This is a genomic window from Streptomyces sp. NPDC012827 (assembly GCF_042900905.1).
Taxonomy (GTDB): domain Bacteria; phylum Actinomycetota; class Actinomycetes; order Streptomycetales; family Streptomycetaceae; genus Streptomyces; species Streptomyces gulbargensis.
The window spans coordinates 238575-261178 of sequence record NZ_JBIBBY010000008.1 but is presented as its reverse complement, the minus strand read 5'-3'; the positions used below and the strand labels follow the sequence as shown (position 1 = coordinate 261178).

The 22604-nt window shown below is 74.8% G+C and carries 21 protein-coding genes; 10 read left to right on the top strand and 11 right to left on the bottom strand.

Going from position 1 to position 22604, the window contains the following annotated elements:
• Positions 1-45: 45 nt before the first annotated feature.
• Positions 46-1236 (bottom strand): PP2C family protein-serine/threonine phosphatase, encoded by a 1191-nt coding sequence (locus ACFY60_RS19775; RefSeq protein ID WP_388612042.1) that lies wholly within the window; start codon positions 1234-1236, stop codon positions 46-48.
• A 192-nt stretch (positions 1237-1428) separates the two neighbouring features.
• Between ACFY60_RS19775 and ACFY60_RS19770 the strand changes: the two genes are divergently transcribed.
• Positions 1429-1863 (top strand): MarR family transcriptional regulator, encoded by a 435-nt coding sequence (locus ACFY60_RS19770; RefSeq protein WP_388612041.1) that lies wholly within the window; start codon positions 1429-1431, stop codon positions 1861-1863.
• Between the two features lie 315 nt (positions 1864-2178).
• Here the strand turns inward: ACFY60_RS19770 and ACFY60_RS19765 are convergent, their stop codons facing one another.
• Both ACFY60_RS19765 and ACFY60_RS19760 read right to left on the bottom strand, forming a co-directional pair.
• Positions 2179-2820: a hypothetical protein gene (locus ACFY60_RS19765; RefSeq protein WP_388612040.1), complete on the bottom strand. Its 642-nt coding sequence runs from the start codon at positions 2818-2820 to the stop codon at positions 2179-2181.
• Positions 2820-3437, bottom strand: coding sequence for a hypothetical protein (locus tag ACFY60_RS19760; RefSeq protein ID WP_388612039.1), 618 nt, complete (start codon positions 3435-3437; stop codon positions 2820-2822). Before ACFY60_RS19760 ends, ACFY60_RS19765 begins: the two co-directional genes overlap by 1 nt.
• A 151-nt stretch (positions 3438-3588) precedes the next feature.
• Here ACFY60_RS19760 and ACFY60_RS19755 point away from each other — a divergent pair, with 151 nt between their 5' ends.
• Positions 3589-3915, top strand: a complete 327-nt coding sequence (locus tag ACFY60_RS19755) for a YkvA family protein (protein WP_388612038.1) — start codon at positions 3589-3591, stop codon at positions 3913-3915.
• Positions 3916-3939: 24 nt separating this feature from the next.
• Here the strand turns inward: ACFY60_RS19755 and ACFY60_RS19750 are convergent, their stop codons facing one another.
• Positions 3940-5748 (bottom strand): SpoIIE family protein phosphatase, encoded by a 1809-nt coding sequence (locus tag ACFY60_RS19750; protein WP_388612037.1) that lies wholly within the window; start codon positions 5746-5748, stop codon positions 3940-3942.
• Positions 5749-6332: 584 nt separating this feature from the next.
• Between ACFY60_RS19750 and ACFY60_RS19745 the strand changes: the two genes are divergently transcribed.
• Entirely contained in the window at positions 6333-6779 is a 447-nt protein-coding gene (locus tag ACFY60_RS19745) for an SSI family serine proteinase inhibitor (RefSeq protein ID WP_388612036.1), read from the top strand.
• Positions 6780-7009: 230 nt separating this feature from the next.
• Here ACFY60_RS19745 and ACFY60_RS19740 read toward each other — a convergent pair whose 3' ends face one another.
• The 3 genes from ACFY60_RS19740 to ACFY60_RS19730 form a co-directional block, all read right to left on the bottom strand.
• Positions 7010-7225, bottom strand: coding sequence for a hypothetical protein (locus ACFY60_RS19740; RefSeq protein WP_388612035.1), 216 nt, complete (start codon positions 7223-7225; stop codon positions 7010-7012).
• Between the two features lie 74 nt (positions 7226-7299).
• On the bottom strand, positions 7300-8349 hold the full coding sequence (locus ACFY60_RS19735) for a TerC family protein (RefSeq protein WP_388612130.1): 1050 nt from the start codon (positions 8347-8349) through the stop codon (positions 7300-7302).
• Positions 8350-8589: 240 nt separating this feature from the next.
• Positions 8590-9144 (bottom strand): helix-turn-helix domain-containing protein, encoded by a 555-nt coding sequence (locus ACFY60_RS19730; RefSeq protein ID WP_388612034.1) that lies wholly within the window; start codon positions 9142-9144, stop codon positions 8590-8592.
• Positions 9145-9333: 189 nt separating this feature from the next.
• Here ACFY60_RS19730 and ACFY60_RS19725 point away from each other — a divergent pair, with 189 nt between their 5' ends.
• Together ACFY60_RS19725 and ACFY60_RS19720 are read left to right on the top strand one after the other, a co-directional pair.
• Positions 9334-10458 carry an aryl-sulfate sulfotransferase gene (locus ACFY60_RS19725; RefSeq protein WP_388612033.1) on the top strand — a complete coding sequence of 375 codons (1125 nt, stop codon included), beginning with the start codon at positions 9334-9336 and terminating at the stop codon, positions 10456-10458.
• Entirely contained in the window at positions 10455-11816 is a 1362-nt protein-coding gene (locus ACFY60_RS19720) for a uracil-xanthine permease family protein (RefSeq protein ID WP_388612032.1), read from the top strand. Before ACFY60_RS19725 ends, ACFY60_RS19720 begins: the two co-directional genes overlap by 4 nt.
• Positions 11817-11874: 58 nt before the next feature.
• On the opposite strand, the gene ACFY60_RS19715 is transcribed toward ACFY60_RS19720, so the two are convergent.
• The 4 genes from ACFY60_RS19715 to ACFY60_RS19700 all read right to left on the bottom strand — a co-directional run bounded on the left by ACFY60_RS19715 (position 11875) and on the right by ACFY60_RS19700 (position 18190).
• Positions 11875-12909, bottom strand: a complete 1035-nt coding sequence (locus ACFY60_RS19715) for a LacI family DNA-binding transcriptional regulator (RefSeq protein WP_388612031.1) — start codon at positions 12907-12909, stop codon at positions 11875-11877.
• A gap of 126 nt (positions 12910-13035) precedes the next feature.
• Entirely contained in the window at positions 13036-15939 is a 2904-nt protein-coding gene (locus tag ACFY60_RS19710; protein ID WP_389458883.1) for a protein kinase, read from the bottom strand.
• Positions 15940-16269: 330 nt separating this feature from the next.
• A complete protein-coding gene (locus ACFY60_RS19705; protein ID WP_388612029.1) occupies positions 16270-16839 on the bottom strand; it encodes a GNAT family N-acetyltransferase in 570 nt (189 codons plus the stop codon).
• Positions 16840-16981: 142 nt separating this feature from the next.
• Positions 16982-18190, bottom strand: coding sequence for a hypothetical protein (locus ACFY60_RS19700; protein ID WP_388612028.1), 1209 nt, complete (start codon positions 18188-18190; stop codon positions 16982-16984).
• A 105-nt stretch (positions 18191-18295) separates the two neighbouring features.
• On the opposite strand from ACFY60_RS19700, the gene ACFY60_RS19695 reads away from it, so the two are divergent.
• From ACFY60_RS19695 to amiA, 5 genes are all read left to right on the top strand, one after another.
• Positions 18296-19282 carry an ABC transporter substrate-binding protein gene (locus ACFY60_RS19695; RefSeq protein ID WP_388612027.1) on the top strand — a complete coding sequence of 329 codons (987 nt, stop codon included), beginning with the start codon at positions 18296-18298 and terminating at the stop codon, positions 19280-19282.
• 122 nt (positions 19283-19404) lie between these two features.
• The gene (locus ACFY60_RS19690) at positions 19405-20331 is read left to right on the top strand and encodes a FecCD family ABC transporter permease (protein WP_388612129.1); all 927 of its coding nucleotides are present in this window, start codon (positions 19405-19407) and stop codon (positions 20329-20331) included.
• Between the two features lie 215 nt (positions 20332-20546).
• A complete protein-coding gene (locus ACFY60_RS19685; protein WP_388612128.1) occupies positions 20547-21479 on the top strand; it encodes a FecCD family ABC transporter permease in 933 nt (310 codons plus the stop codon).
• A 94-nt stretch (positions 21480-21573) separates the two neighbouring features.
• On the top strand, positions 21574-22371 hold the full coding sequence (locus ACFY60_RS19680; protein WP_388612026.1) for an ABC transporter ATP-binding protein: 798 nt from the start codon (positions 21574-21576) through the stop codon (positions 22369-22371).
• A gap of 82 nt (positions 22372-22453) precedes the next feature.
• Positions 22454-22567 carry a streptamidine family RiPP gene (gene amiA, locus ACFY60_RS19675; RefSeq protein WP_309051450.1) on the top strand — a complete coding sequence of 38 codons (114 nt, stop codon included), beginning with the start codon at positions 22454-22456 and terminating at the stop codon, positions 22565-22567.
• Positions 22568-22604: the final 37 nt, after the last annotated feature.

The window sequence follows — 22604 nt, the reverse complement described above, 5'->3', positions numbered from 1 at the left end:
GACAAACGTTAACGCGAGGTCGCACCTCCGACCCACACGCGATCGTCACATCCGCTCACCGCCCGTTCGGTCACCGGGGGGCCTTCCCCGCCAGTCCAGGCACACCACCAGGGCATCGTCGTCCGGCGTCGACCGTCCCCGGTGTCCGCCGAGCTCCCGCAGGATGGCACGGGGCACCTCGGCGGCGGGCAGCAGCCGCGTGGAGTGGACGGCCCGGGTGAGGGCCTCCTCGCCGTACTCCTCCCCCTTGGGGGACGCAGCGGCGTGCACCCCGTCGCTGACGAAGACGAGCCTGTCGCCGGGCTCGACGTGGAAATCCTGCGCCACGTAGTCGGTCTCCTCGAACATGCCCAACGGCAACTGGGCCTCGAAGGTGACGTGTTCCACGACGCCGCGGCGCAGCCGCACCAGCCGGGGCGAGCCCGCGTCCACCACCCACGCCCGTCCGGTGGCCAGATCGAAGTCGAACATGAGGACGGACAGGTATGCCCGCCCCTGGTAGTGCGCGTAGACGGCCTGATCGGCCAGGGCCGCCTGGTCGGCGAGCGAGATGCCGGCCCGCCGGGCGTTGCGCAGCGCGTTGATGGCCAGGTTCGTGAGCAGGGCGGCCTCTATGCCCTCGCCCATGCCGTTGGTGACGTAGAGCATCAGGTGGTCGGCGGTGGAGGACCAGTCGAAGTTGTCCCCGAAGATGGCGTACGCGGGCTCCAGCTGGGCTCCCAGGTCGTACTCGGCGCGCGAGCACGAGCGGCCGGGCAGCAGCTGCCACTGCATCTCGGCGGCCAGGGTGAGCCGGTCCTTGCGGCGCGCCTGGAGGTACAGGTCGGTGTCGCGCTCGGCCACCATCAGCTCACGGGCCAGCACGTCGGCCGTCTCGGCCAGTTCGGGCGCCCACCGCCGTGCCGCGTCACTCCCGGGCAGGGTCACGGTCAGCACGCCCAGCCGGTCCCCGCGCACGCTGACCGGCAGGTGCAGGCGCGCCCGCCCGTCCTTCTCCTCGAGGTACGGCTCCTGGGAGCCGAAGGCGCGGCCGGCCGGACTGTTGTGCACGGACACCGGCTCGCCCGACAGCGGCAGGACCGACACGGGCTGGAGGACGGTCAGGCCGTAGTCGGCCATGAACAGCTCGATGTCCTCCGCGTCGTACTGTTCCGTCAGTACGGCACGGATGGCGTCGAGCAACTCGTGGGGAGCCGCCGCACGCAGCGCGCGTTCGGCGGCCAGAAGTCTCTTCATGTCGGAAACACACCATTCCTTCTCCGCTGCGGGTGCCCCTCGGCCGGGGCCGGGTTCCGTCGGGAACACCCCGGCCCGGGGGCATCGGTGATCAATGCGTACGCCTAGTACGCTGACAGGCATCCCCGTGCCTGCGAGAGTGTGACTGTGACTGCCTTCCGCCGCCGCCCAGAGCCCGACGAGGTCGCACGTGTGACGACCACGGCCGTCGAGCTGCTGGAAGTCGTATGGGGCCGGGCGTCGACCGCACCCACCTCGGCCTCCCAGCTACGGGTGCTGCACATCCTCGAACACCACGAGGGCATCAACCTGCGCACCCTCGCCGAGTCGCTCGCCTCCACCCCGCCCTCCACCAGCCGGCTCTGCGACCGGCTCGTGGCGGCCGGGTTCGTCGAGCGGACCGTGAGCCAGGGGGACAGGCGGGAGGTCCGGCTGCACCTGAGCGCCCCGGGCCGCGCGTTCCTCGCCGATCTGCGCGCCCGCCGGGAGCGGGAGCTGCGGCAGGTGCTGTCGGACATGCCCGCCGAGAAGCGGGTCGCGCTGCTGGAAGGGCTGGAGGCCTTCTGCTCCGCCGCCGCGACGCAGATACACGGCGTCACCCCCGACGCGGCCGGCCGGACCGCCTGAGCGCCCGTTCGCCACGCCGGTGCCACCGGCGCCTCACGGTGCGGGTGGCCAGCACACGAAGACATCTCCGCCCACCGGAGCATTCCTGGTCCTTCCCCGTGTGCGTCCGACACGCCTACTCTGTTGCTCCACGGCCATAGTTGTCAAACGGCAACAATACGTCCGACGGCCCCGCCCGCACTCTGCTACCCCGTCGAGGCGGACATGTGCGGTGCTTGTGTGCCATGTCTCCCGGAGGAGTGACGTCCACCCGTCCGGAGGGCCGGAAACCCCCTGGTGTCCAGGGGGTTTCCGGTCCTCGGGAGGTGGCCGCGCTCAGGTGCCGAGCAGCCGCCGCGTCACTTCGCGGTAGGTCCGCAGCAGCACCCGGAGCCGCTCGGTGTCCCGGTTCGGGCCACCGGCCCGGCCGTCCTCCCGCCAGTCCGCCCGCAGCGCGGCCCGGCGGTCCCGCAAGGAGGCGAGGAGCTGTTCCTCCGCCTCCGCCAGGACCTCGTCCGCCTCGGCGACCGATTCGTGGGGCGCGTCGACGAACCGTACGAGCGCCTGGTGCAGGCGCTGTTCGAGACGGTCGCGCGTGTCCTCGTCGAACAGCCGGTCGTCGTCGGCCGGAGCCGGGCTCCCGCCGGGGGCGGACCCGGCGTCCGGCTGGTCGGCGGCGTCCCGTCCGCGCGGCGCGGCGGGGGTCGCGGCGGGAGCGTTCCGCTCGCTCCCGCCGTTCCGGCCCGCGGCACCGGGATCCTCGGACGGGACGGTCGGCTGCCGCTGCCGCGGCAGTGCGGTGGGTGGTGGTACGGCGGGCGGGGGCGCCGGAGGGCCGGTGCGCTGGACGGGGACGCTCCCGGGCGGCGGCCCCTCTCCGTCGAGGGGCGCGGCCGGGCCCGTCGGGGGAGTGGACGCCTGCCGCGGGTCCTCCTCGTCCCCGCCCTTGGCCCACCGGTCATGGTTCTCGTGCGCCATCACGCACCACTTCCCTTCGGCTTGAGGAGATGGGGCGCCCGGTGCCGCCCGGAGGCCGGGCGGCCGGTGACGGAGGACGTGGCCGCCGTCAGCTCCTCGAACAGGGCACGCGCCCCGAGCAGCGCCCTGCGCATCTCCTCGGTGGAGGCCGCCTGGGTACGCGCCGCGTGCCGCAGCGCGCGCAGGCCCTCCACCTGATGCGGGTGGTGCACCGACAGCGCGGCGAGCTGCTCCTCGCGCCGGTCGGGCTCGGGGAAGCCCCGCGTCGCCGCGATCCTGGTCAGAAGCTCGTCGGCATCGGCGAGGGCCTGCCCCGGCGCGTCGACGAAGCGTTCCTGGAGCGTGGCCCACCGGCCGGTGTAGTGCTCGCGGACCGCCGCCTCCAGCGGCAGCGGACGGATGCGGCCGTACCGCTCGACCCGCTCGCGCAGATCGCGGTGGGCCGACTCGCGGTCGCCGCCGTGCTGTTCGAGGGTGCGGTCGTACTCGGGGCCGAAACGCCGTTCGAGGGAGCGCCTGCCGCCGTCCGCGCCGGTACGGGCCCGGAGCAGGACGCCGGCCGCCACCAGCGCGGCGAGCAGCGCCACGAGGATGAGAACTGCGGTCACGGTCGACATGGTTGCCTTCCTGGACGGTGACTCAGGGCTGGCTGGTCGTCACGGTGTGGTGGGCGCCCGCCGATCCGCATTGCCGCTCACCGGGAGGTCAAACCCCGCCGCCCGACGGGCCGGCCCGCGCGGCGCGGCCGTGACGGGGTAGGAGAGCGCCATGGACAACGCACCCTGGCTGATCGTGGCCCTGGTTCTCGTACTCGCGGTGGCGGGCTGCGCGGCCGTTCTGCTCGTCCGGGTCCTGCGGGCCCGCAAACTGCTGCTGGACGCCGGAGTCCCGCTGCGTTCCAAGGCCCTCTTCTGGACCGCGGTCGTGTACACGGTCTCGCCGGTCGACCTGCTGCCGGACCCCGTGTACCTGGACGACATCGGCGTCCTGCTGCTCGCCCTGCGGGCGCTGGGGGCCGCGGCGGCCGGACACGGGGCGGCCCGTCAGGGACCGCCGCCGGCCGGGGAGTCGAAGCGGCTGCCGCCGTCCCCCTGAGGCGCCCCGCCGCGGGGGCCGCCCTCAGGAGGGCAGGTTCTGCTCCGCCCAGACCACCTTGCCGGTGACGGTGCGGCACGAACCCCACCGGCGGCACAGCATGTTGATGAGCTGAAGGCCCCGGCCGCCCTCGTCGCTGAGATCGGCGTGCTGGATCTGCGGCAGGTCGGGACCGGTGTCCGAGACCTCCACGACCAGGCGCTCGCCGCGCAGCAGCCGGAGCCGGCCCGGCCCGTTGCCGTACCGCAGGGCGTTGCCCACGAGTTCGGAGACGACCAGTTCGCACACGTCGGCCAGCTCCGTCAGCTCCCACGCGGCGAGCTGGTCGGTGACCAGACCCCGGGCCACGGACGCCGCGCGCCCCTCCCGTGGCAGGGTCCACTCCCGCACGTCGGCCGGGGCGCCCGTGGCGTCCCCGGCGGTCGTCGCGACGAGGAGCACGGCCTCGTCGAAACGGGCCGCGCCCGCGGGAGAGCACCCGATGAGGCCGCCGCCTTCGACCGCCTCCGGCGCCAGCCCGCCCGCCGCCGAGCGCAGCAGGTCCAGCTGCCGCTCCAGGTCCGCGTGCCGGGACTTCACCAGGCCGTCGGTGTACATCACCAGACTGCCGCCCGGCGGTACGCGCAGGCGGACCGCGTCGTACGGGATCACACCCGCCCCCAGCGGCGCGCCGACGGGGACGTCCGCGAACGCCGCGGCGTCCGGCCCGCCGAGCAGCAGCGGGGGCAGGTGCCCGGCGCTGGCCAGCGTGTACGTCGAGTCGGCCGGGTCGAACACGGCGCAGAGGAAGGTGGCGACCTGCTCGTCCTCCAGGTCGCGGGTGGCGAGGTCGAGCCGGGCCAGGACGCGCTCGGGCGCCATGTCCAGGGTCATCAGGGTGCGGGCGACCGCCCGCAGCCTCCCCATCGTGGCGGCGGCGGGCAGCCCGTGCCCCATCACGTCGCCCACCATCAGGGCCGTACGCCCGCCGGGCAGCGCCATCACGTCGTACCAGTCGCCGCCCACGCCGTGATGGGCTGTGGACGGCGCGTACTCGCCCCGCACCCGCAGACCGGGCGTCACGGGGGTCGCGCGGGGCAGGAGGCTCCGCTGGAGCGAGACGACGTGCTCGCGCTCACGGCCGTACAGCCGGGCGTTGTCGATGTAGACGGCGGCCTGCGAGGCGAGCTGTTCCGCGAGGGCCAGGTCGGTGGCCGAGAACGGTGGGGTGCCCGGTCCGCGGACGAAGTCCGCGCTGCCGAGCAGCAGGCCCCGGGCGATCAGCGGGACCGCCAGGTAGCTGTGCACCCCGGCGGCCCGCATCTTGGCCGCGGCGCTCCCGGTCGGGGCGACCCTGAGGAAGTCGTCGTCCCGCATCCGGCTCACCAGCACCGGCTTGCCCTGCCGCAGGCAGTAGCGGTGGAGCAGCGTCTCGTGCGCCTCCTCGGCCCGGAAGGTGGTCTCGCCGACCGGGGTGGGCTCCAGGGAGGAGAGCGCGTCGACGGCGCACACGGCGGTGGCCCGCATGGGAGGGACGCCGGTACCCGTCCAGCGCAGTCCCTCGTCGCCCCGCAGGACGCTCTCCAGGATGTCGACGGCGGCGCCGTCGGCGAAGCCGGGCACGGTGAACTCGGCCAGCTCCTGCGCGGTGCGTTCCAGGTCGAGGGTGGTGCCGATCCTGGTACCGGCCAGATTCAGCCAGGCCAGCCGGTCACGGGTGGTGAGCCGGTCGAAGGGCGTCCGCGCGCCGCCCCGCCCGAACCGCCCCCCGGATCCGGCCGAGCGGTGCGCCGCCGCACCCCTCCCGGCCGAGGCACGGCCGACCAGGCGCCGTCTCCCCTTGCCGTCGTTCACTCTTCCGGCCTCCCGACAGGAACTCGACCGCTGTTGGTGCCCAGCATGCACGTTTTCCGGCCGCTTGGCTTCGTCCCGGCCGCTCCGATACCGCCGGGACACGGAGAAGGCGACGGACTCCGGTGTGCCCTTCCGCCCTCCGCGGGGGAGAACTCGCTGGTCACGGGCCGGACCGAAGGAGTTCGCCCGGAATTCGTCCTGGGCGGCGTCTCTCCTCGGTTCGATCTCCGGCGGGCCGGAGATCGAAGCGGAGCCTCCCGCCCCGCCCTGCCGGCCGCAGGGGCCCTGCATTCCGGACGATCGTGACTCCGCACGGAAGGTCCCGTTTTGAACCTTTTTTGTGACGTCGCAGGCCAGCGGATCGTCCGAGCTTGTACCGCTGCGCCGACCGCGCCCCGGAGGCGGCGGAGGAAGAGCGGAACACCGCCTCTCATCTGCCCGAACGACCAGTCGGTCGGGGTCCGTGGCGGGCGACGGCCGGAACCTTGCGACCAGGTGTGCGATCAGGCTGCGCCTCGACAAAACTCCGAGCCGTGGCCGATCGGCCCGCAACCCTCAAGGTCACCTCACGAAGGGACACTCCTGTGCGTTACTTCCGCACCCTCGGCGCCACCGCCTTCGCCACCGCGACGGGCCTCGCCCTTGTCGGCACCGCCCTCACCGGCACCGGCACGGCCGAGGCGGCGCCCGCGAGCCTCTACGCGCCGTCGGCGCTCGTCCTCACCATCGGTGAGGGCGAGGACCCGGCGACCGCCACCGTCACCCGCGCGGTCACCCTGAACTGCTCTCCGACCCCGTCCGGCACCCATCCCGCGCCCGAGGAGGCCTGCGCGGAACTGGCGGCGGCGGACGGGGACTTCACGAACCTGACGGCGATAGGGGAGGACCGCCCCTGTACGCGCGAGTGGAACCCGGTCACCGTCACGGGGGACGGCGTCTGGCAGGGGCGGCGCGTCACCTGGTCGGAGACCTACGGCAACCCGTGCGAGCTGTCGGCCCGCACGGCGGCGACCGCGGTCTTCGCGTTCTGACGGACGCCCACGCGAACCCACGGACGCCGGGCGATCCGGCGAAGCCGCAGGCGGCCGCCGTGATCCGGCGCGCGCCCTCGGAAGCCGTGGGACCCGCCCGGGACGTGACCGGACCCGACGGACCTCGGGAACGGTCTTCCCCGGGCGGACCCCAGTCACCGGCCCCCGCGCCGCACCGGGCGGGGCCGGTGTCCCGTACCGCCTCGTCGCCGCCGACGCCCGCGAGGGGCTCAGGGCGAGGAATCGCCGCGCGCCGTCCGTGTGTCGGGCGAAGGCTCCTCCAGATACTCGGGGCAGTCCGGGTTGCGGCACGGACCCGGCCCCCACTCGGGGACGAAGGCGCCCAGCGTCTTGTGCCGGCGCTTCACCACGGTGTCGACGGTCTGCTTGCAGACCGGGCAGACAAGCACGCCGTGCTGCCCGGTCGGGTGCTCGTTTTTACCCATTTTTTAACGATAGTCCTGTGCCGGGCGGGAGGGAAGCCGGTCTCGGGGGGGTCTTCCGGGCTCGCCCGGAGCGGTCAGCCGGGTGGGCGGGAAGGCGGGTCGCCCGGGCCGGCGTCCCGGGCCTCCGGGGCGGGGTCCGGTTCCCCCGGGGAGTCCGCGTCCTCCGGGCCGGCGTCCCCCGGCTTCTTGCCCCCGGGCGGCAGGCGCAGGCTGAACACGACGGAGGCGGTGAGGATCGCGGCGATGACGGCCAGGCTGATCGGGGACGGGATCTCCGGAACAGCGGGGCTGATCAGCTTGTGGGACGCCTGGAGGATCAGCTTGACGCCGATGAACGACAGGATCACCGCGAGGCCGGTGTTGAGGTAGTGGAAGCGGTCGAGGAGACCGGACAGCATGAAGTAGAGGGCGCGCAGGCCGAGGATGGCGAAGGCGTTGCTGGTGTAGACGATGAAGGCGTCGTCGCTCACGGCCAGCACGGCCGGGACGCTGTCCACGGCGAAGATCAGGTCGGCCGCCTCGATCGCCGCCACCACCGCGAGCAGCGGCGTCGCCACGCGCCTGCCCGCCTCCTTGACGAAGAACTTCGCCCCCGCGTACTCGTCACGCACCGGTACGACCTTCCGCAGCAGCCTGACGGCGAAGCTGTTGCCCGGGTCGAAGGTGTCGTCCTCCTCCCTGAGCAGCTTGTACGTGCTGTAGAAGAGGATGGCGGCGAAGACGAAGAGGATCGCGGTGAAACGGCTGACCACGGCCACGCCGAGCGACAGGAAGACGCCCCGGAAGACCAGGGCGCCGATGACGCCGAAGAACAGCACCCGGTGCTGGTAGGCGCGGGGCACCTTGAAGTACCCGAAGATCACGGCGAAGACGAAGAGGTTGTCGACGGACAGACTCTTCTCCAGCAGCCAGGCCGTCGTGTACTCCGTGCCCGCGGTCGTCCCGAGGACGAGGAAGACGACGGCGCCGAAGACCAGTGCGAGGCCCACCCACAGGCCGCTCCAGGCGGCCGCCTCCTTGAATCCGATCACGTGCGCGCTGCGGTGGGCCAGCAGGTCCACCGCCAGCGACACCACCACCGTCGCGGCGAACGCCGCCCACAACCAGAACGGGACCTCGAGCACGGCGGTCACACTCCCCGTGACCTGACGCTGACCTGACTTGCCTGCCGGCCGACCCGCGCCGGGCTTCACGGCCGGCGTCTCACGTACCGGCCCCTTGGTACGAGTCTGGGGCATGGCGCCCGATGCCGCCGCTCCTGGCGGCGGGCGGACGGCGGCCGGAGCGGAGGTGCCGCCTCCCGGCGCCGGTTCGCCGCCGATCCGCATCACGGGGCCGCGGGCGGACCGCCGCCGGCGGGTTCCTCACGGCTCCAGCAGCTCCAGATGTTCGCCGACCGCGACGACGAGGACCCGGGAGCCGGAATCCGTGGTGCGCCAGCGGTGGCGCACGCCGCCCGACAGGAGCAGGGAGTCACCGCGTTCCAGACGGTGGAGCCGGCCGTCGGCCTCCACCTCCACCGCGCCGTCCGCCACGTACATCAACTCGTCGTGCCGGTGCCGGAACTCACGGTCCGCCTCGTGCCGGCCCACGAACTCCAGCGCGTGCAGCTGATGACGGCCCCGCACGACCGGCCGGACACGGCCCTCCCGGTCCAGGCCGCTGTCGTCCCCGGCGCGCACGACGTCGACGGTACGGGTCTCGTCCGAGGCGGCGAGCAACTGCACCGCCGTGGTGCCGAGCGCGTCCGCGATCCGCTGGAGCGAACGCATGCTGGGGCGCGCCCGGTCGTTCTCGATCTGGCTGAGGAACGGGGAGGAGAGCCCGCTGCGCCGCCCGACCTCGGCGAGCGTCAGATCCAGCGCCCGGCGCCGGCGGCGCACGGCGGCGCCGACCCGCGGTGTGTTCGCGGCCTCCATGACTGCTCCCGTCCTTCCCGCCCCGCGGCGCCGCTCCGCCCGGTCGGCGGCGCCTGACCGCAGCCTACGCCGCGCGCGGCGGGCCGCCGCCGACGATTTCGTACAGCTGACACACGCACGTCACACCCCGCCCCTACCGTCAAAGTCAGTTGTTCTCATCAAAGAAAGTTTGAAGCGAGGAGCTCCGACATGCCCCTGATCGACCAGAACTCGCGCCGCCGGCGCCCCACCGGCCTCATCGCCCTCGACGACACCGCGGCGTCGGAGGGATACACCCTCTACGCGCCCCTCACCGGCACCGGCGAGGTCTACCTCGTCGACCTCCACGGCCGCACCGTCCACCGGTGGAACCTGCCCTACCGCCCCGGCCGCCACGCCCGGCTCCTCGACGGCGGAACCCTCGCCTACAACGGCGTACTCCCCGGCGAGAAGGCGCTGTTCCCGATGTGGCACAAGTACCGGGGCGGCGTCATGCTCCGTGCCGCGCCCGACGGAACCGTGCTGCGCGAACACCGCGACCCCCTCCAGCACCACGACGCCCACCACCACGCCGACGGCCGCGTCCTCTACACCGCCCTCGAACCCCTCACCGGGGCCGACGCCGCGGCGGTACGGGGCGGAGTGCCCGGCTCGGAGGCCGCCGGCGGCACCGTCTGGGCCGACACCGTCAAGGAGATCGGCCCCGACGGCGAACTCCTCTGGTCCTGGCGGGCGGCGGAGCACCTCGACCGGGACTCCTTCGCGCTCCACGAGGCGTACGCCCGGGAACACTGGCCCCTGATCAACAGCGTCACGCCCCTGCGCGACGGCAACATCCTCGCCAGTCTGCGCAGCGTCTCCGCCGTCGTCGTCATCAGCCGGGACACCGGCGAGATCCTCTGGCGCAGCCGCCCCGGAACGGTCAGCCAGCAGCACGCGCCCACCGAACTGGACGACGGCAGCCTCCTCGTCTTCGACAACGGCGTCTTCCGGCCCGGCCACGACGTGCCGTACTCCCGCGTCGTCGAGATCGACCGCACGACCGGAGACGTCGTGTGGGAGTACCACGACCCCGCCCGCGAGTTCTTCTTCGCACCGTTCATGGGCTCGGCGCAGCGCCTGCCCAACGGCAACACGCTCGTCACCGACTCCCCGTCGGGGCGCCTCTTCGAAGTGACGAGGGACGGCTACCTGTGCTGGGAATACGTGGTCCCCCACTTCGCCGGCTACGGCGAGAGCGAGGTCCGGGGCCTCTTTCCGTCCGAGCCCAACGCCGTCTTCCGCGCCTACCGTTACACCGCCGACGAGATCCCGTGGCTGGAGGCCACGGCATGACGACCGCCCCGGCCACCCCTCCGTCCCCCGCCCCGGCCGGCGCGCCCGCGCCCGTCGACGCGCGGGTGCCGCTGCGCCGCCTGGCCCCCCTGGCGGCGCAGCACGTCCTCGCGATGATCGCCGCCCCCGTCTCCACCGTCTTCCTCGTCTCCGGCACCCTGCGCATGCAGGCGGGGGCGACGGCCTCGCTGCTCAGCGCCGTCCTGCTGCTGTGCGGCGCGGGCGCGCTCCTCCAGTCCCTCGGCGTGGGGCGGATCGGTGGCCGCCTTCCGTTCGTCATGCTGCCCGGCGGGGCGGCGACCGCCCTGTTCCTCCAGATCGCGCAGGAGCACGGCGCGCCGACCGCCACCGGCGCGGTCCTCCTGGCGGCAGGACTCCTGCTGGCCGTCCTGCCCCTGTACACCCGGGTCGTACGGCTCTTTCCGCCGCTCGTCATGGGCGTGACCGTGCTGCTCATCGGCATCGCCATGATCCGGGTCGCCGCCCGCCTCGTCACCGGGCCGGACGGCACCGGCGAGCCGCGCGCGGTGCTCCTGGCCGCCATCACGGTCGCGGCGACCGCCGCCGCGTACGTACTGCTGCGCGGCGTCCGGCGTCAGACCTCGATCCTCCTCGGCATGGCGGCCGGCACCGCCGTGGCGGTGGTGACCGGCCTGGGGGACTTCACCCCGGCGGCCGGCGGCGGCTTCGCCCTGCCCGCCTTCCTGCCCTTCGGCTCCCCCCGCTTCGACGTCCTGGCCGCCCTCCCGCTGCTGGTGTTCAGCCTCACCACCCTGGCCGAGATCACCGGCCAGACCGTGCTCAACAGCGAGACCGTCGGCCGCAGGCCGGAGCCGGCCCGCGACGTGCCGCGCGTCGCCCGCGCCGACGCCCTGGTCTCGCTGGCCGGCGGCCTGTTCGGCACCTCGCTCATGGTCACCAGCGCCGAGAACATCGGCATCGGCCGCCTCACCGGTGTCCGCAGCCGCTTCGTCACCGCCGGCGCCGGTGTCCTCCTCGTCGCGCTCGGCCTCGCTACCCCCGTCTCCCGCGCCCTGGCCGGCATCCCCGAGGCCGTCGTCGGCGGCTCCTCCCTCGTCGTCTACGCCGTCATCGCCGTCCTCGGGGTCGACATGCTCCGCCGCGCCGACCTCTCCGCCACCGGCCACGGCACCCTGACCGCCGCCCTCGCCCTCACCGCCGGTCTCCTGCCCCTCCTCGCCCCCGACCTGTACGCGGGCTTCCCCACCTGGGCCCGCACGATTCTCGGCAGCGGGGTCGTCGCCGGCACCCTCACGGCCGTCGTCCTCACGGCGCTCCTGCGACCGCGCGGCCGGCGGGAGGCGGAAGGGGGAGGCGACCCGCCGGGCCGGCCGTGAGCGGCCGCGCCGCCCGCACGGCGGCCCGGCGCGGCACCGGGCCGGCGCGCGGAGCCGGTCACGGGGCGAGCGCGGGTCCGATCGCGGAGCCGCTGGAGGCGCGGACCGTCAGGTGCGGGGAGAGGCGGCGGGCGGCCGGGGTGCCACCGGAGAGGTGGCGGAGGAGTTCGCGCAGGGCCGTGCGGCCGAGGTCCTTCATGGGGGAGTGGACGCTGGTCAGCGCTACCGGCAACTCCGCCGCGACGGGGATGTCGTTGAAGCCGGCGAGCGCGAGGTCGGCACCGACGCGCAGGCCGAGGTCACGGGCCGCGCCCATCGCGCCGATCGCCGCCAGGTCGTTGACCGCGAAGAGGGCGGTGGGGCGGGGCGCGGAGGCGAGCAGTTCGGTGGCGGCCCGCCGGCCGCCGGCCGTGTCGAAGCCGCAGGCGCGTACGGCCTCCGGGGGCAGCGGCAGCCCCGCCTCGCGATAGCGGTCCGCGAAACCGGTGGTGCGGTCCGTGCCCGTACTGGCGAACGCCTCGCCCGCGATCACACCGACCCGGCGGTGCCCCAGACCGAGGAAATGCTCGGCCACCAGCCGCCCGCCGAGGCGGTCGTCGCAGACGACGGCCGGATGCCCGCCGTCCGTACGGCGGTTGACGAGGACGAACGGCGTGCCGCTCCGTTCGAGGCCGGCCAGCGCCGCCCCGTCCAGGTGGGCGTCGCCGATGATCAGCCCGTCCACCCTCCGGGCGAGGACCATCTCGATCCGCTCGCGCTGCGTCGCCGGCTCGTCGTGCGTGTTCGTGACGAAGGTGGAGAACCCGCGGGCGGTGGCCTCCTCCTCGATGCCCTCGTAGATGGTGGCGACCACGACCTCGGACAGCCGGGGGAACAGGACGCCGATGAGCCGGCTGCGGCGCGTCCGCAGGCTGGTGGCATGCGGGTTGGGACGGTAACCGAGCTCCGAGGCCAGCTCCTCGACGCGCCGCGCCGTCCGCGCCGACGCCGCGCGCCGCCGGGCGTCGGGCGAGCCGTGCAGGACCCGCGACACGGTGGAGACGTGCAACCCGAGCCGGTCCGCGATCTCCCGCAGCGTCACCGAGTCCCCCATGCCGGCCCTCCTCCGCGTCCCGCGCTCCACGGCCGCCCCGGCGGGTCAGCCGTACCCCGTGGATCATCGCAGAGCGGCCTTCGCGTACCGCGGCCGGTACCGCCCGAGGATCCGTCCGCCCCGCCGTCATCCCCGGCCGAGCAGATCCAGCAGTTCCCCGCCGACCACCGGGCGGCCGTCCACCATGCGGCCGACCCGCTGCGCCTGGTACGTGGCCGACCCGCGGCCCCGGGCGACCAGGTAGACGTCCGGCGAGACGGCGAGGTTGGGATGCGCCGCCCTGGCGTGGAGCTCGGCGGCGGTCAGGGTGAGGACGGCGGCGAGAGCCGCGACCGTCGCCGGCCGCGCGGGCGCCGCGAGAAGGCTGCGCATCTGCGGGACGCAGACCAGGATCCCTTCCGGCTCGGGAGTCCCGAACAGGGCCGGCGCCAGCCAGTCCGGAGCGATGGCGCGGGACGCCACGAACACGTCTTCCCGGTGCCACAGTTCCGCGATCACGTCGCCGTCGCCCGTCTCGGTCCGGACGGTCCGCAGTCCGTCCAGCCGGCAGACGTTCCGCCGGGCGCTGCTCCACAGCCCCTCGAGTTCGCCGTCGGAGAGCAGCTGGGGCTGGACGAAGTCGACGTTGTCGCCCTGCCGGATCGCGAGCGCCGTCCTCAGACCGGGCAGGACGTTCCGGTCGACGCGTTCCAGCGCGGGCGGGAACCGGTCGGGCGGCAGGAACACGGGATGCACCCGCTCCGCCAGTTCCTGCCCGAGCGCGACCGTCCGGGGAGCGGCCTGGGCACGGGCGGGCGCCCCGGCCGGCGCGCCGGCCTCCCGCCGGTGCGCGTCAGGCCCGTCCGGCCCCTCCGGGGACGGAGCCGTACGCCGCCTTCCGGGCCACCACCTCATGAGCCCCCTCCTCGCTCCGCGACCGCCCGGGACCGCCGGGACGTCCTGTGCCGGGAGCGCGGGCTCCGCGGTGGCATCGGGCGTGTCGTCCGCCGCCTCCGGGAGGGCGGTGCGTTCGGCGGCCCGCCGCCGCCACACCCGGGCCTCCCGCACCCAGCGGGTGACCCGGGGGTGCGACTCGCCCCAGCGGCCCAAGGCCGCCGCCACCACGTCGACGTACATCTCGGCCGCCCGCGCCGGGTCCCCGGCGTCCCCGGTCCAGGTCGCCAGGCTCGCCCAGATCTCCAGCGCCTCCAGGCTGTCCGCGCCGAAGTGGGCCCGGGCCCGGGGCAGCAGGTCCTCGTACCTGTCCCGGGCGGCCACGGCGTCCCCGGCGGTGCCGAGCGTGTACGCGATGCCCTCCAGGGCCCCCAGCGTGAGGGAGTGGGCCTCACCCAGCTCCCGCCGGCACTCCTCGTGCAGAGCCCGGAACAGTGCCAGGGCCGCTGCCGGGTCGAAGGGCCGGGTCCAGAAGGCCTGTTGGTGGCGCCACTGGGCGATCCGTTCGGCCGGGATCTCCGCGCCCGCCGCCCGCGCGCTCGCCAGGGCGCGCGCGTACTCCTTCGCGGCGGACTCCGGGCGCCCGGCCCGCCCGTACAGCTCGGCCAGCTCCACATGCGCCTCGGCGACCGCCGCCGGCCCGGCGAGGGGCGGGGCGGCGCCCTCCGCGGGGGCCGGCGACGTCACCGGGCCCGCCGCGTCCGACGACGCCCGGACACGCCGTAGTACGTCCTCCTGGAGCAGGATCGCCTCCCCTGCGTTGCCCGCCACCGCGAGCAGGGTCACCCGCAGCCGCCGCAGGCGCAGGACCTCCGGAGCGGCGGGCCCGAGCGCCACCGCGGCCGCCTCCACGAGCTCGCCCAGTTCGAAGGCGGCCTGCGCCGGCTCGCCGGCCCTGCCACGCCAGCGGATCGCCTCCCCGCGCAGCACGAACGCCTCGGGATCCTCGGACCCGTAGAAGTCGGCCACCTCGCGGGCGAGTTCGTCGAAGGCCCGGCGCAGCTCCTCCGCCTCCCGTTTCGGTACGTGCCCGGCCCACTCCGCCACCCCCGGAACGGCCCAGGGTGGCAGCGCGTGCCCGGCCGGCCCCGCCGCGCGCTCGCGGAGCGCGCCGATCCGCTCCCGTAGCCGGCGGTCCCGCCCCTGGTCCAGCATCGCGCCGAGGACCCGTGCCTCGGGTACGGCGTGCAGGACGGCGCGGGCGTACGACTCCAGCGCCGGGCGGAGCCCGCCCAGAGCCGTACCGAAGGCCGCGGGGGCGTCCGTCGCCCGCAGCTCCGCGACGAGTTCGCCGGGTGAGGGACGGTCCGCCGGGTCGGGGGCGAGGCAGTCGGTGACGAGCCGCCGCAGACCGGGGGCGAGGCCGGTCAGGTCGGCGTCGCCCTCCACCGTGCGGACCTGGAGTTCGAGCGGGGTCGTCCCCCGCCACGGCAGCCGCGCCGTCGCCGCGTGGAACAGCAGCACGCCGAGCGAGAAGACGTCGCTCGCGGCCGTGACGCGCTCCGGATCCGTGATCTGTTCCGGGGACATGAAGCCGGGCGTGCCCCATGCCTCGCCCCGGGTGACGGTCCGGTCCTCCATCCGGGCGATGCCGAAGTCGATCACGCGCGGCCCGTCGGCCGCCAGCAGGACGTTGGCCGGTTTGAGGTCCCGGTGGATGATTCCCGCGCCGTGGATGCCGGTCAGGGCCACGGCGACGCCTCCGCCCAGGGCCCGCACGACGGGCTCCGGCAGCGGACCCAGGTGCCGTACGAGGTGGTCGACGGCGGGTGCCGGGACGAAGGCCTGTGCCAGCCAGGGCAGGGGCGTCTCGGTCTCGGCCGCGATCACCGGCACGACGTACGGGTTGCGGACCCGGCGGGCGGCCTGCACCTCACGGGTGAACCGGCGCCGGATCCGCTCCTCGCTCAGCAACTCGGCACGGACCGTCTTCACCGCCGCGAGCACCCCGTCGGGACCGGCGCACAGGTGCACCTCGCCCATCCCGCCCGCGCCGAGCCGGTGCAGGACGCGGAACGGCCCCACCATGCGGGCGGTGACCGCCCCCTCGGCGGTCGCCGGGCCCGCCGGCCGCGTCCACGGCGGAAGCGCGAGCACCGCGCCACCGGCCGCCCCTTCCGGCACTTCCCGCCCGGTACCGTCCGCGCGCGGCACCGTCCGCGCCATCATGTGCCGCGGATCCCGGGGACGCTCTCCTTCCGCCCCGTCCGGCGGCCGCCGTTCCCCCGTCGCCCCCATCACGCACCCCCGTCGATCGACCTCAACCGCGGTTTGTGTCATGCCATTTGACGCCGTCACGATGGCATGCCCAAACGTTTGGCGCAATGGTTTGGGTGCGGGGAGGGGCGGCGGCGGGGGAAGGCCGGGGACGCGCGGAAGGTGTGGTAGGCGGGGCGGCGGGAGGCCGCGGCGTACCGGCCGGCGCCGTCAGCGCAGGTCGAGCAGCATGACGCGGTGAAGGACGGTCCCCGTGCCACCGGGTCGCGCCTCACCGACCGCGCGGTAACCCCAGGACCGGTAGGCCGCCGACGCCGCGGTGTTCTCCGGGTGGACGTTCAGCAGCATCCGCTCGGCCCGCAGGCCCTCGCGCAGCGTCTCGTGCAGCCGCCGGGCGATGCCCTGTCCGCGCCACGGTCCGCGTACGGCGAGTTCCCGCAGTCCGAAGGTGCGGTGCCCGTCCTCCCGCCGCAGGTCGTCCGGGACGGCGTGGGTCAGTTCGTCCCACCAGACGGCGTCGGGGGGAAGCGGGTGGCCGTACGCGAGGCCGACCGGTTCACCCTCCTCCGTGCGGGCCAGGGCGGCGCGGAAGCCCGGCCTGCCCGCGAGAGCGGGGAACCGGGCGAACGCGGCGGCGACGTCGTCCTCGGTCTCGCGGGCCGGGGGCTCGGCGAAGGCTTCGGCGTAGATCAGCCTGAACGCCTCCTGGGCCTGTACGGCGGCCGCTCCGTCCATGCGCTCGACGGTGACGGCGTCCCGTGACGCCCCCCGCTGCCCCATGTGTCGCTCCCCCCGGCGGCATACCGCGGTGCCCCTCGGTCCCGAGGCCCGCTCCCACCCCCGGACCCTATCGGTGCCGGACGCAGGGCCGTTGAGGGGTGCCGTGCCGCCGACGGGGCCGTGGGGACGTGCGCCGCACCGCTCACCGCCCCACGAGATCGCCACCGGCGCCACCCGGCTGCGGCAGCAGGACCGCGTGACCTCCGTGGTGGAGCGGGGTCGGTACGCGAAGGGGGGCCGCCGGTGTCGCGGTGCGGGCGTCCACGAGGTGGACCTCGCCGTGGCCGCCCCGCGTCACCGCCACCCAGTCCGCCTCCGGTGAGGCCGCCACCGCCCTGCGCTGCACGCCCTCCCACGGGGTGCCGCCGCGCCGGGGCGCGCCGCTCATGGCCGGGAGCGGCACGCGCCGCGTCGTACCGTCGTCGTCCAGCAGGACCAGCTCGTCCCCGTCGGGGTGGACGCGGGCGAACGCGCCGGCGGTGCGGGTGAGGGCCAGCCGGAAGACGAGGCCGGGGCCCAGGTCGGTACGGGCCGTGCGGCCGGTGTCCAGGTCGTGGCGCCAGGCCTGGTTCGTCCAGTCCGGCCAGCGCAGCGGGTCGGCGGGGCCGCCGCGCAGGGTGGACCACAGGGCCCGCCGCCGGGGGTCGAACCGGAGGTACCAGCCGCGGGCGGGGCCGGGGGCGCCCCAGGGTATCGGGGCCTCCGCGACCAGGCTGTCACCGTCCCGTCGCGCCCGGTGCACTCCCTCGCCCGTGGCCGCGAACACCCGTGATTCCAGCGGGTCCTGGGCGTCGCCGTGGCCGTCGCCGGGGAGCGGGAGAACCTCGGCGGGCGTGACCTCCGGGCAGCCGGGCGGGGCGGCGAGAAGCTCGGCGAACCGGTGGACGGCCAGGGCGCCCGGCTCGCGGTGCCGCAGGACGAGCAGCGGTTCGCGCGGGCCGAGCACGGTCACGCCCGGTTCGCCCGGGCGGGTACGCACCCGGACCGCGTCCCCGGTGGACAGGTCCACGACGGTGACGAGTGGGGACCAGGGCGCGGTGTTCCGGCCGAGTCCGGTGGTGACGGCCACCCACCGCCCCGAGGGGTCGGCCGCGAGGTGCTCGGCCGGTACGGCCACGGGGACGGCGCACTCCACGAGTTCGGGTCCGGGGCCGTAGGGGGCGAGGACGAGCAGTTCGCCCCGGCGGTCGTCCACGCAGGCGACCCGTCCGCCGGGCAGGGACAGGAACCCCGCGTGCTCCGAGAGATGCCGGCCGCGCAGCCCTCCGGCCGGGGTGCCGTCCGGCACCGTCACGAGATGCACCGCTCCTTCGACGTGGTCGGAGAGCAGGAGCAGGGGAGTGGGGGTCATCGGTGGTCCTCCGTCGGGGCGGGTGGTCCAGGGGCCATCTTGGTGAAAATGATTATCATGTATGGTCGGTGCGTTTCCGGACCACGAGAAGAAACGAGGGCACCGATGCTGCGCTCACGTCTGAGAGTCGTACGGCGCGGTCTGGCCGCCGTCATCCTGGGTTCCGTCCTGGCGGGGTGCGGCACGTCCGCACAGACCCCGGCCGCCGGCAACGGAGCCACCGGCGCCAAGGGCGAGGTCACCGACATCAGGGTCGAACCCATCAAGGAGACACGCGCGTTGAAGGACGCCCGGGGAGTCTCCGTCTCCCTGCAGCGCAAGCCCGAGCGCATCGTCTGCCTGGTGGCGATCTGCGACGACATCCTCACCGAACTGGGCCTCGTCCCGGTCGCCACCAACAGCCGGCTCCTCGCCCGGCCCGGCTTCCTCGGCGAGGAGAAGGCCAAGCGGGTCGCGGTCGTTCCGGGCGGGTTCATCGCCCCCGAGGTGGAGGCGATCCTGTCGCACAAGCCCGACCTGGTGATCGGGCTCGAGGACACCCACGGCAAGCTCGCGCCCGCGCTCAAGGGCGCCACCACGTTCTGGCCCGTACAGCCCACCACCTGGCAGGACAGCGTGGGTTACCTGCGTGACCTCGCCGCGCTCACCGGCCGCACGGCCGAGGGCGAGAAGGCGGAGAAAACCTTCCGCACCAAGCTGGCCGCCGCCGAACGGCAGCGCAGCGAGAAGACCGCCCTGATCATCTACGGCAGCGACGAGAACTTCGGCGTGGCCGTCCCCGGCACCGACGTCGCCGCCGGTCTCCTCCCCAAGCTCGCCGACTACCCGTGGAAGTCCCGGGGCGTCGAGGGCAGTTACAGCCTGGAGGAGATCCTCGCGCGCGACGTGGACGTCCTCTTCGTCGAGACGATGAGCTTCGGCGAGCCGGACGGCACCCTGTCGGAGAAGCTCGCGAAGAACCCCCTGTGGAGCAAGATCCCCGCCGTCCGGAACGGCGACGTGCACGAGGTCGACTCCGAGGTCTGGGCCAAGGGGCGCGGCACGCGCTCGCTCGGCCTCGTCCTCGACGAGGCCGTGGCCGCCCTCCGGTGAGCACGCCCACCGAGTCCCTCGCACCGGCGGCGGATCCCTCCGCCGCCGGTGCGCGGAAGCGGCCGCCGGGGGAGCGGGGCGCACGGGTACGCCGGTGGGCGCAGCCGGCCGCCCTCGCCGCCCTGCTCCTGGTGGCGGCCTGGTGCGCCCTGTCCCTGGGCACCCCGTACGTGGCGCCGCACCGGCTGTTCGGCGGCGGCGACGAGATCGCCCGGGTCGTCGTCACCGAACTGCGCGTCCCGCGCCTGGTGCTGGCGCTGGTCGCCGGGGCCTGCCTGGGGGCGGCGGGACTGGTCCTGCAGGAGGCGCTGCGCAACCCGCTGGCCGTCCCCGAGATGCTGGGCGTGTCCTCCGGGGCCGCCCTGGGGGTGGCCGCGCCCCTGGTCCTCGCGGTGGCGGTGCCCGCCGCCGTCGAGCCGCTGCTGGCCATCGGCGGAGCCGCGCTCGGCGGCGGCCTCACCCTGCTCGCCGCCGGCCTCGGCCGCAGTCCCTCCGCCGTCCTCCTCACCGGCGCCGCGGTCGCCGCCGCCCTGCAGGCCGCGCTGCTCGTCCTCATGGTGATGGCCGACCAGCTCGACCTCCAGCTGATCTACCGCTATCTGCTGGGCTCGCTCTCCGCGCGCACCTGGGAGGACGTCACGGGCCTCTGGCCGTGGCTGCTGATCGCCGTCCCCGCCCTGGTGCTCTGCGCGCCCGTGCTCGCCGTGCTGCGCCTCGGCGACGACGACGCCGAGGCGCTGGGCGTGCGGGTGCGGCGGGCGCGGTTCACGGCGCTCGCCGTGGCCGTCGTCCTCATCGCCCCGGTGACCGCCGTCTGCGGCCCGGTCGCCTGGGTCGGTTTCCTCGCCCCCCATCTGGCCCGCCGCCTCGCCCCCCGCGCCGACGCCGTGCGCTGGCTGCCGTGGTCGGCCGCCTGGGGAGCGGCCGTGGTCGCCCTCGCGGACGTCCCGGCCCGGCTGGCCCTCGCCCCCGTCGAGACGCCGGCCGGCGCCTGGACGGCGCTCCTCGGCGTACCGGCCGGGGTGGCCCTGCTGCGGAGGGCCGCGTGATGACGGACTCCCCGCACCCCGTGCAGAACACCGGCACCTCGCGGCACCCGAAGGCCCCCCGGAACCCCACGACCTCGCGGAGCACCGACACGTCGACGGTCGCGGCGGCCACGGCGCCCACGCCCGCGAGCCGGGGGCGGACCGGCCGGCGCTTCGGGACGCTCGTGCCGCTCCTCCTCCTGGCCGCGGGCACCTCCCTCCTCGCCGGCCGGGCGATGTCCCCCGGCCTGGTGGCCGAGGTGCTGACCGGCGGTGGTGACGCGCTGGACCGGCACGTCCTCTTCCAGCTGCGCCTGCCGCGCCTGCTGGTCTCCCTGGGCGCGGGCGCCTGCCTCGGGGCGGCCGGCCTAATCCTCCAGTCGGCGCTGCGCAATCCCCTCGCGGGCCCCGAGGTCACCGGTGTGACCCCGGGCGCGGTGCTCGGTGCCGTCACCGCGACGGGGCTCGGCCTCGCCGGTTGGGAGTCGCCGTTCGCCGTGGTCGTGGCGGCGTACGCGGGCGGCTGCGCCGGAGCCGGGCTGCTCTGGCTGCTGGCCGGCCGGGGCGGGGGCGACCCGGCGCAGACCGTGGTGCACGGGGTGCTGGTCTCGGCGGTCCTGGGCGGGCTCACCGCGATGGTGCTGCTCGTCGCCCCCGGGGAACTCGGCAGCGTCGTGCAGTGGCTCGTCGGCAGCACCGAGGGCCGGGTGTGGGAGCACTGGAACCTGCTCTGGCCCTGGGCGCTGCCCTGGCTCCTCGCGGCCTGGCTGCTCTCCGGGCCGCTGACCCTGCTGCGCTGCGGTGACGAACTCGCCGCCGCCGCGGGCCTGTCGGTGCCGCGGGCCCGGACGCTCGCCCTGCTGTGCGCGGTGGCCCTGACCGCGGGGGCCGTGGCCTCCGTGGGCGCGCTGGGGTTCGTGGGGCTGCTCGTCCCGCACCTGGCGGTCGCGGTGTTCGGCGCCGACCTGCGGCTGTCCCTGCCCGGGGCGGCGCTGCTCGGCGCGGTCGTGGTGTGCGGCGCGGACGCGGCGGCACAGGCCGCCTCGACGCTCCTGGCGGGGACGGAGACCGGCGAGCGGCTGACCCTGCCCGTCGGAGCGCTCACCACCTGCGCCGGCGCGGTCCTGCTGCTGCTGGTCGTGCGCCGCGCCCCGGACCGGGGCTTCTGACGCCCGTCCGTGGGGCCCGTCCGCTCGGCGGGCCCCACGGGCGTTGCGGACCTGACGGACGCGCGACGCGCGCGACGGAGACGAAGGACTGAGCATGAGCGAACCCGTCGGCATCCGGGTCGAGGGGGTCCACTTCGGATACCCGGGCCGGCCCGTGCTGCGAGGCGTGGACCTGGACGTCGCGCCGGGAGAACTCACCGCCCTGGTGGGCCTCAACGGCTGCGGCAAGTCGACCCTGTTGCGGCTCGCGGCGGGGCTCCTGCGGCCCGGCGCGGGCCGGGTGCTGCTCGGCGAGCACGACCTCGCCCGGCTCTCCCGGCGGGCCGCCGCCCGCCACGTGGCCCTGCTGCACCAGTCGGCCCCGTCGGTGCCGGGTATGACGGTACGTCAGCTGGTGCGTCAGGGGCGGTACGCGGCCCGCGGCCCGCTCGGCATGCTGCGCGAGGGCGACGACGCGGTGGCGCGCCGCGCCCTGGCGGACGTCGGGGTGGCGCACTGGGCAGAGCGTCCGGTGGAGGCCCTGTCCGGCGGCGAGCGGCAGCGGGTACGGCTCGCCATGGCCCTGGCCCAGGACACCCGTGTCCTGCTGCTCGACGAGCCCACCACGTACCTCGATCTGCACCACCAGCTCGACGTGCTGCGCACGGTGGTGCGGTTGCGGGAGGAGCGGGGGCTGACCGTCGTCATGGTGCTCCACGACCTCGCCCACGCCGCCCGGTTCGCCGAGCGGATCGTGGCACTGAGGGACGGGCGGGTGGTGGCCGAGGGGTCGCCGAAGGAGGTGGTCACCCCGGCGTTCCTCGCGGACGTGCTCCGTGTCGCCGGCCGGGTGGGCCGGGACCCCGAGGGCGACTGGCCGGTGTGTTACCCAGATCACCCTCTCGACGACTAGTAAAACGATAATCATATTCATTAGTGTTCCGGTCGTGGGGCTCGACCGGGCACCACAACCGCCTTGTGAAGGAGGAACGTTCATGGAGAACGAGCAGGTCTTCGCTCCGATCGTCGACCCGGGTCAGCTGGCCCACGACTCGGCTTCCCACTCCAACGCCCTCGTCGAGAACCCCTTCGAGGACACCGAGGAGTAAGCGAGGGCTTCTCCCTCACCCGCGGGCCCGTCCTCCC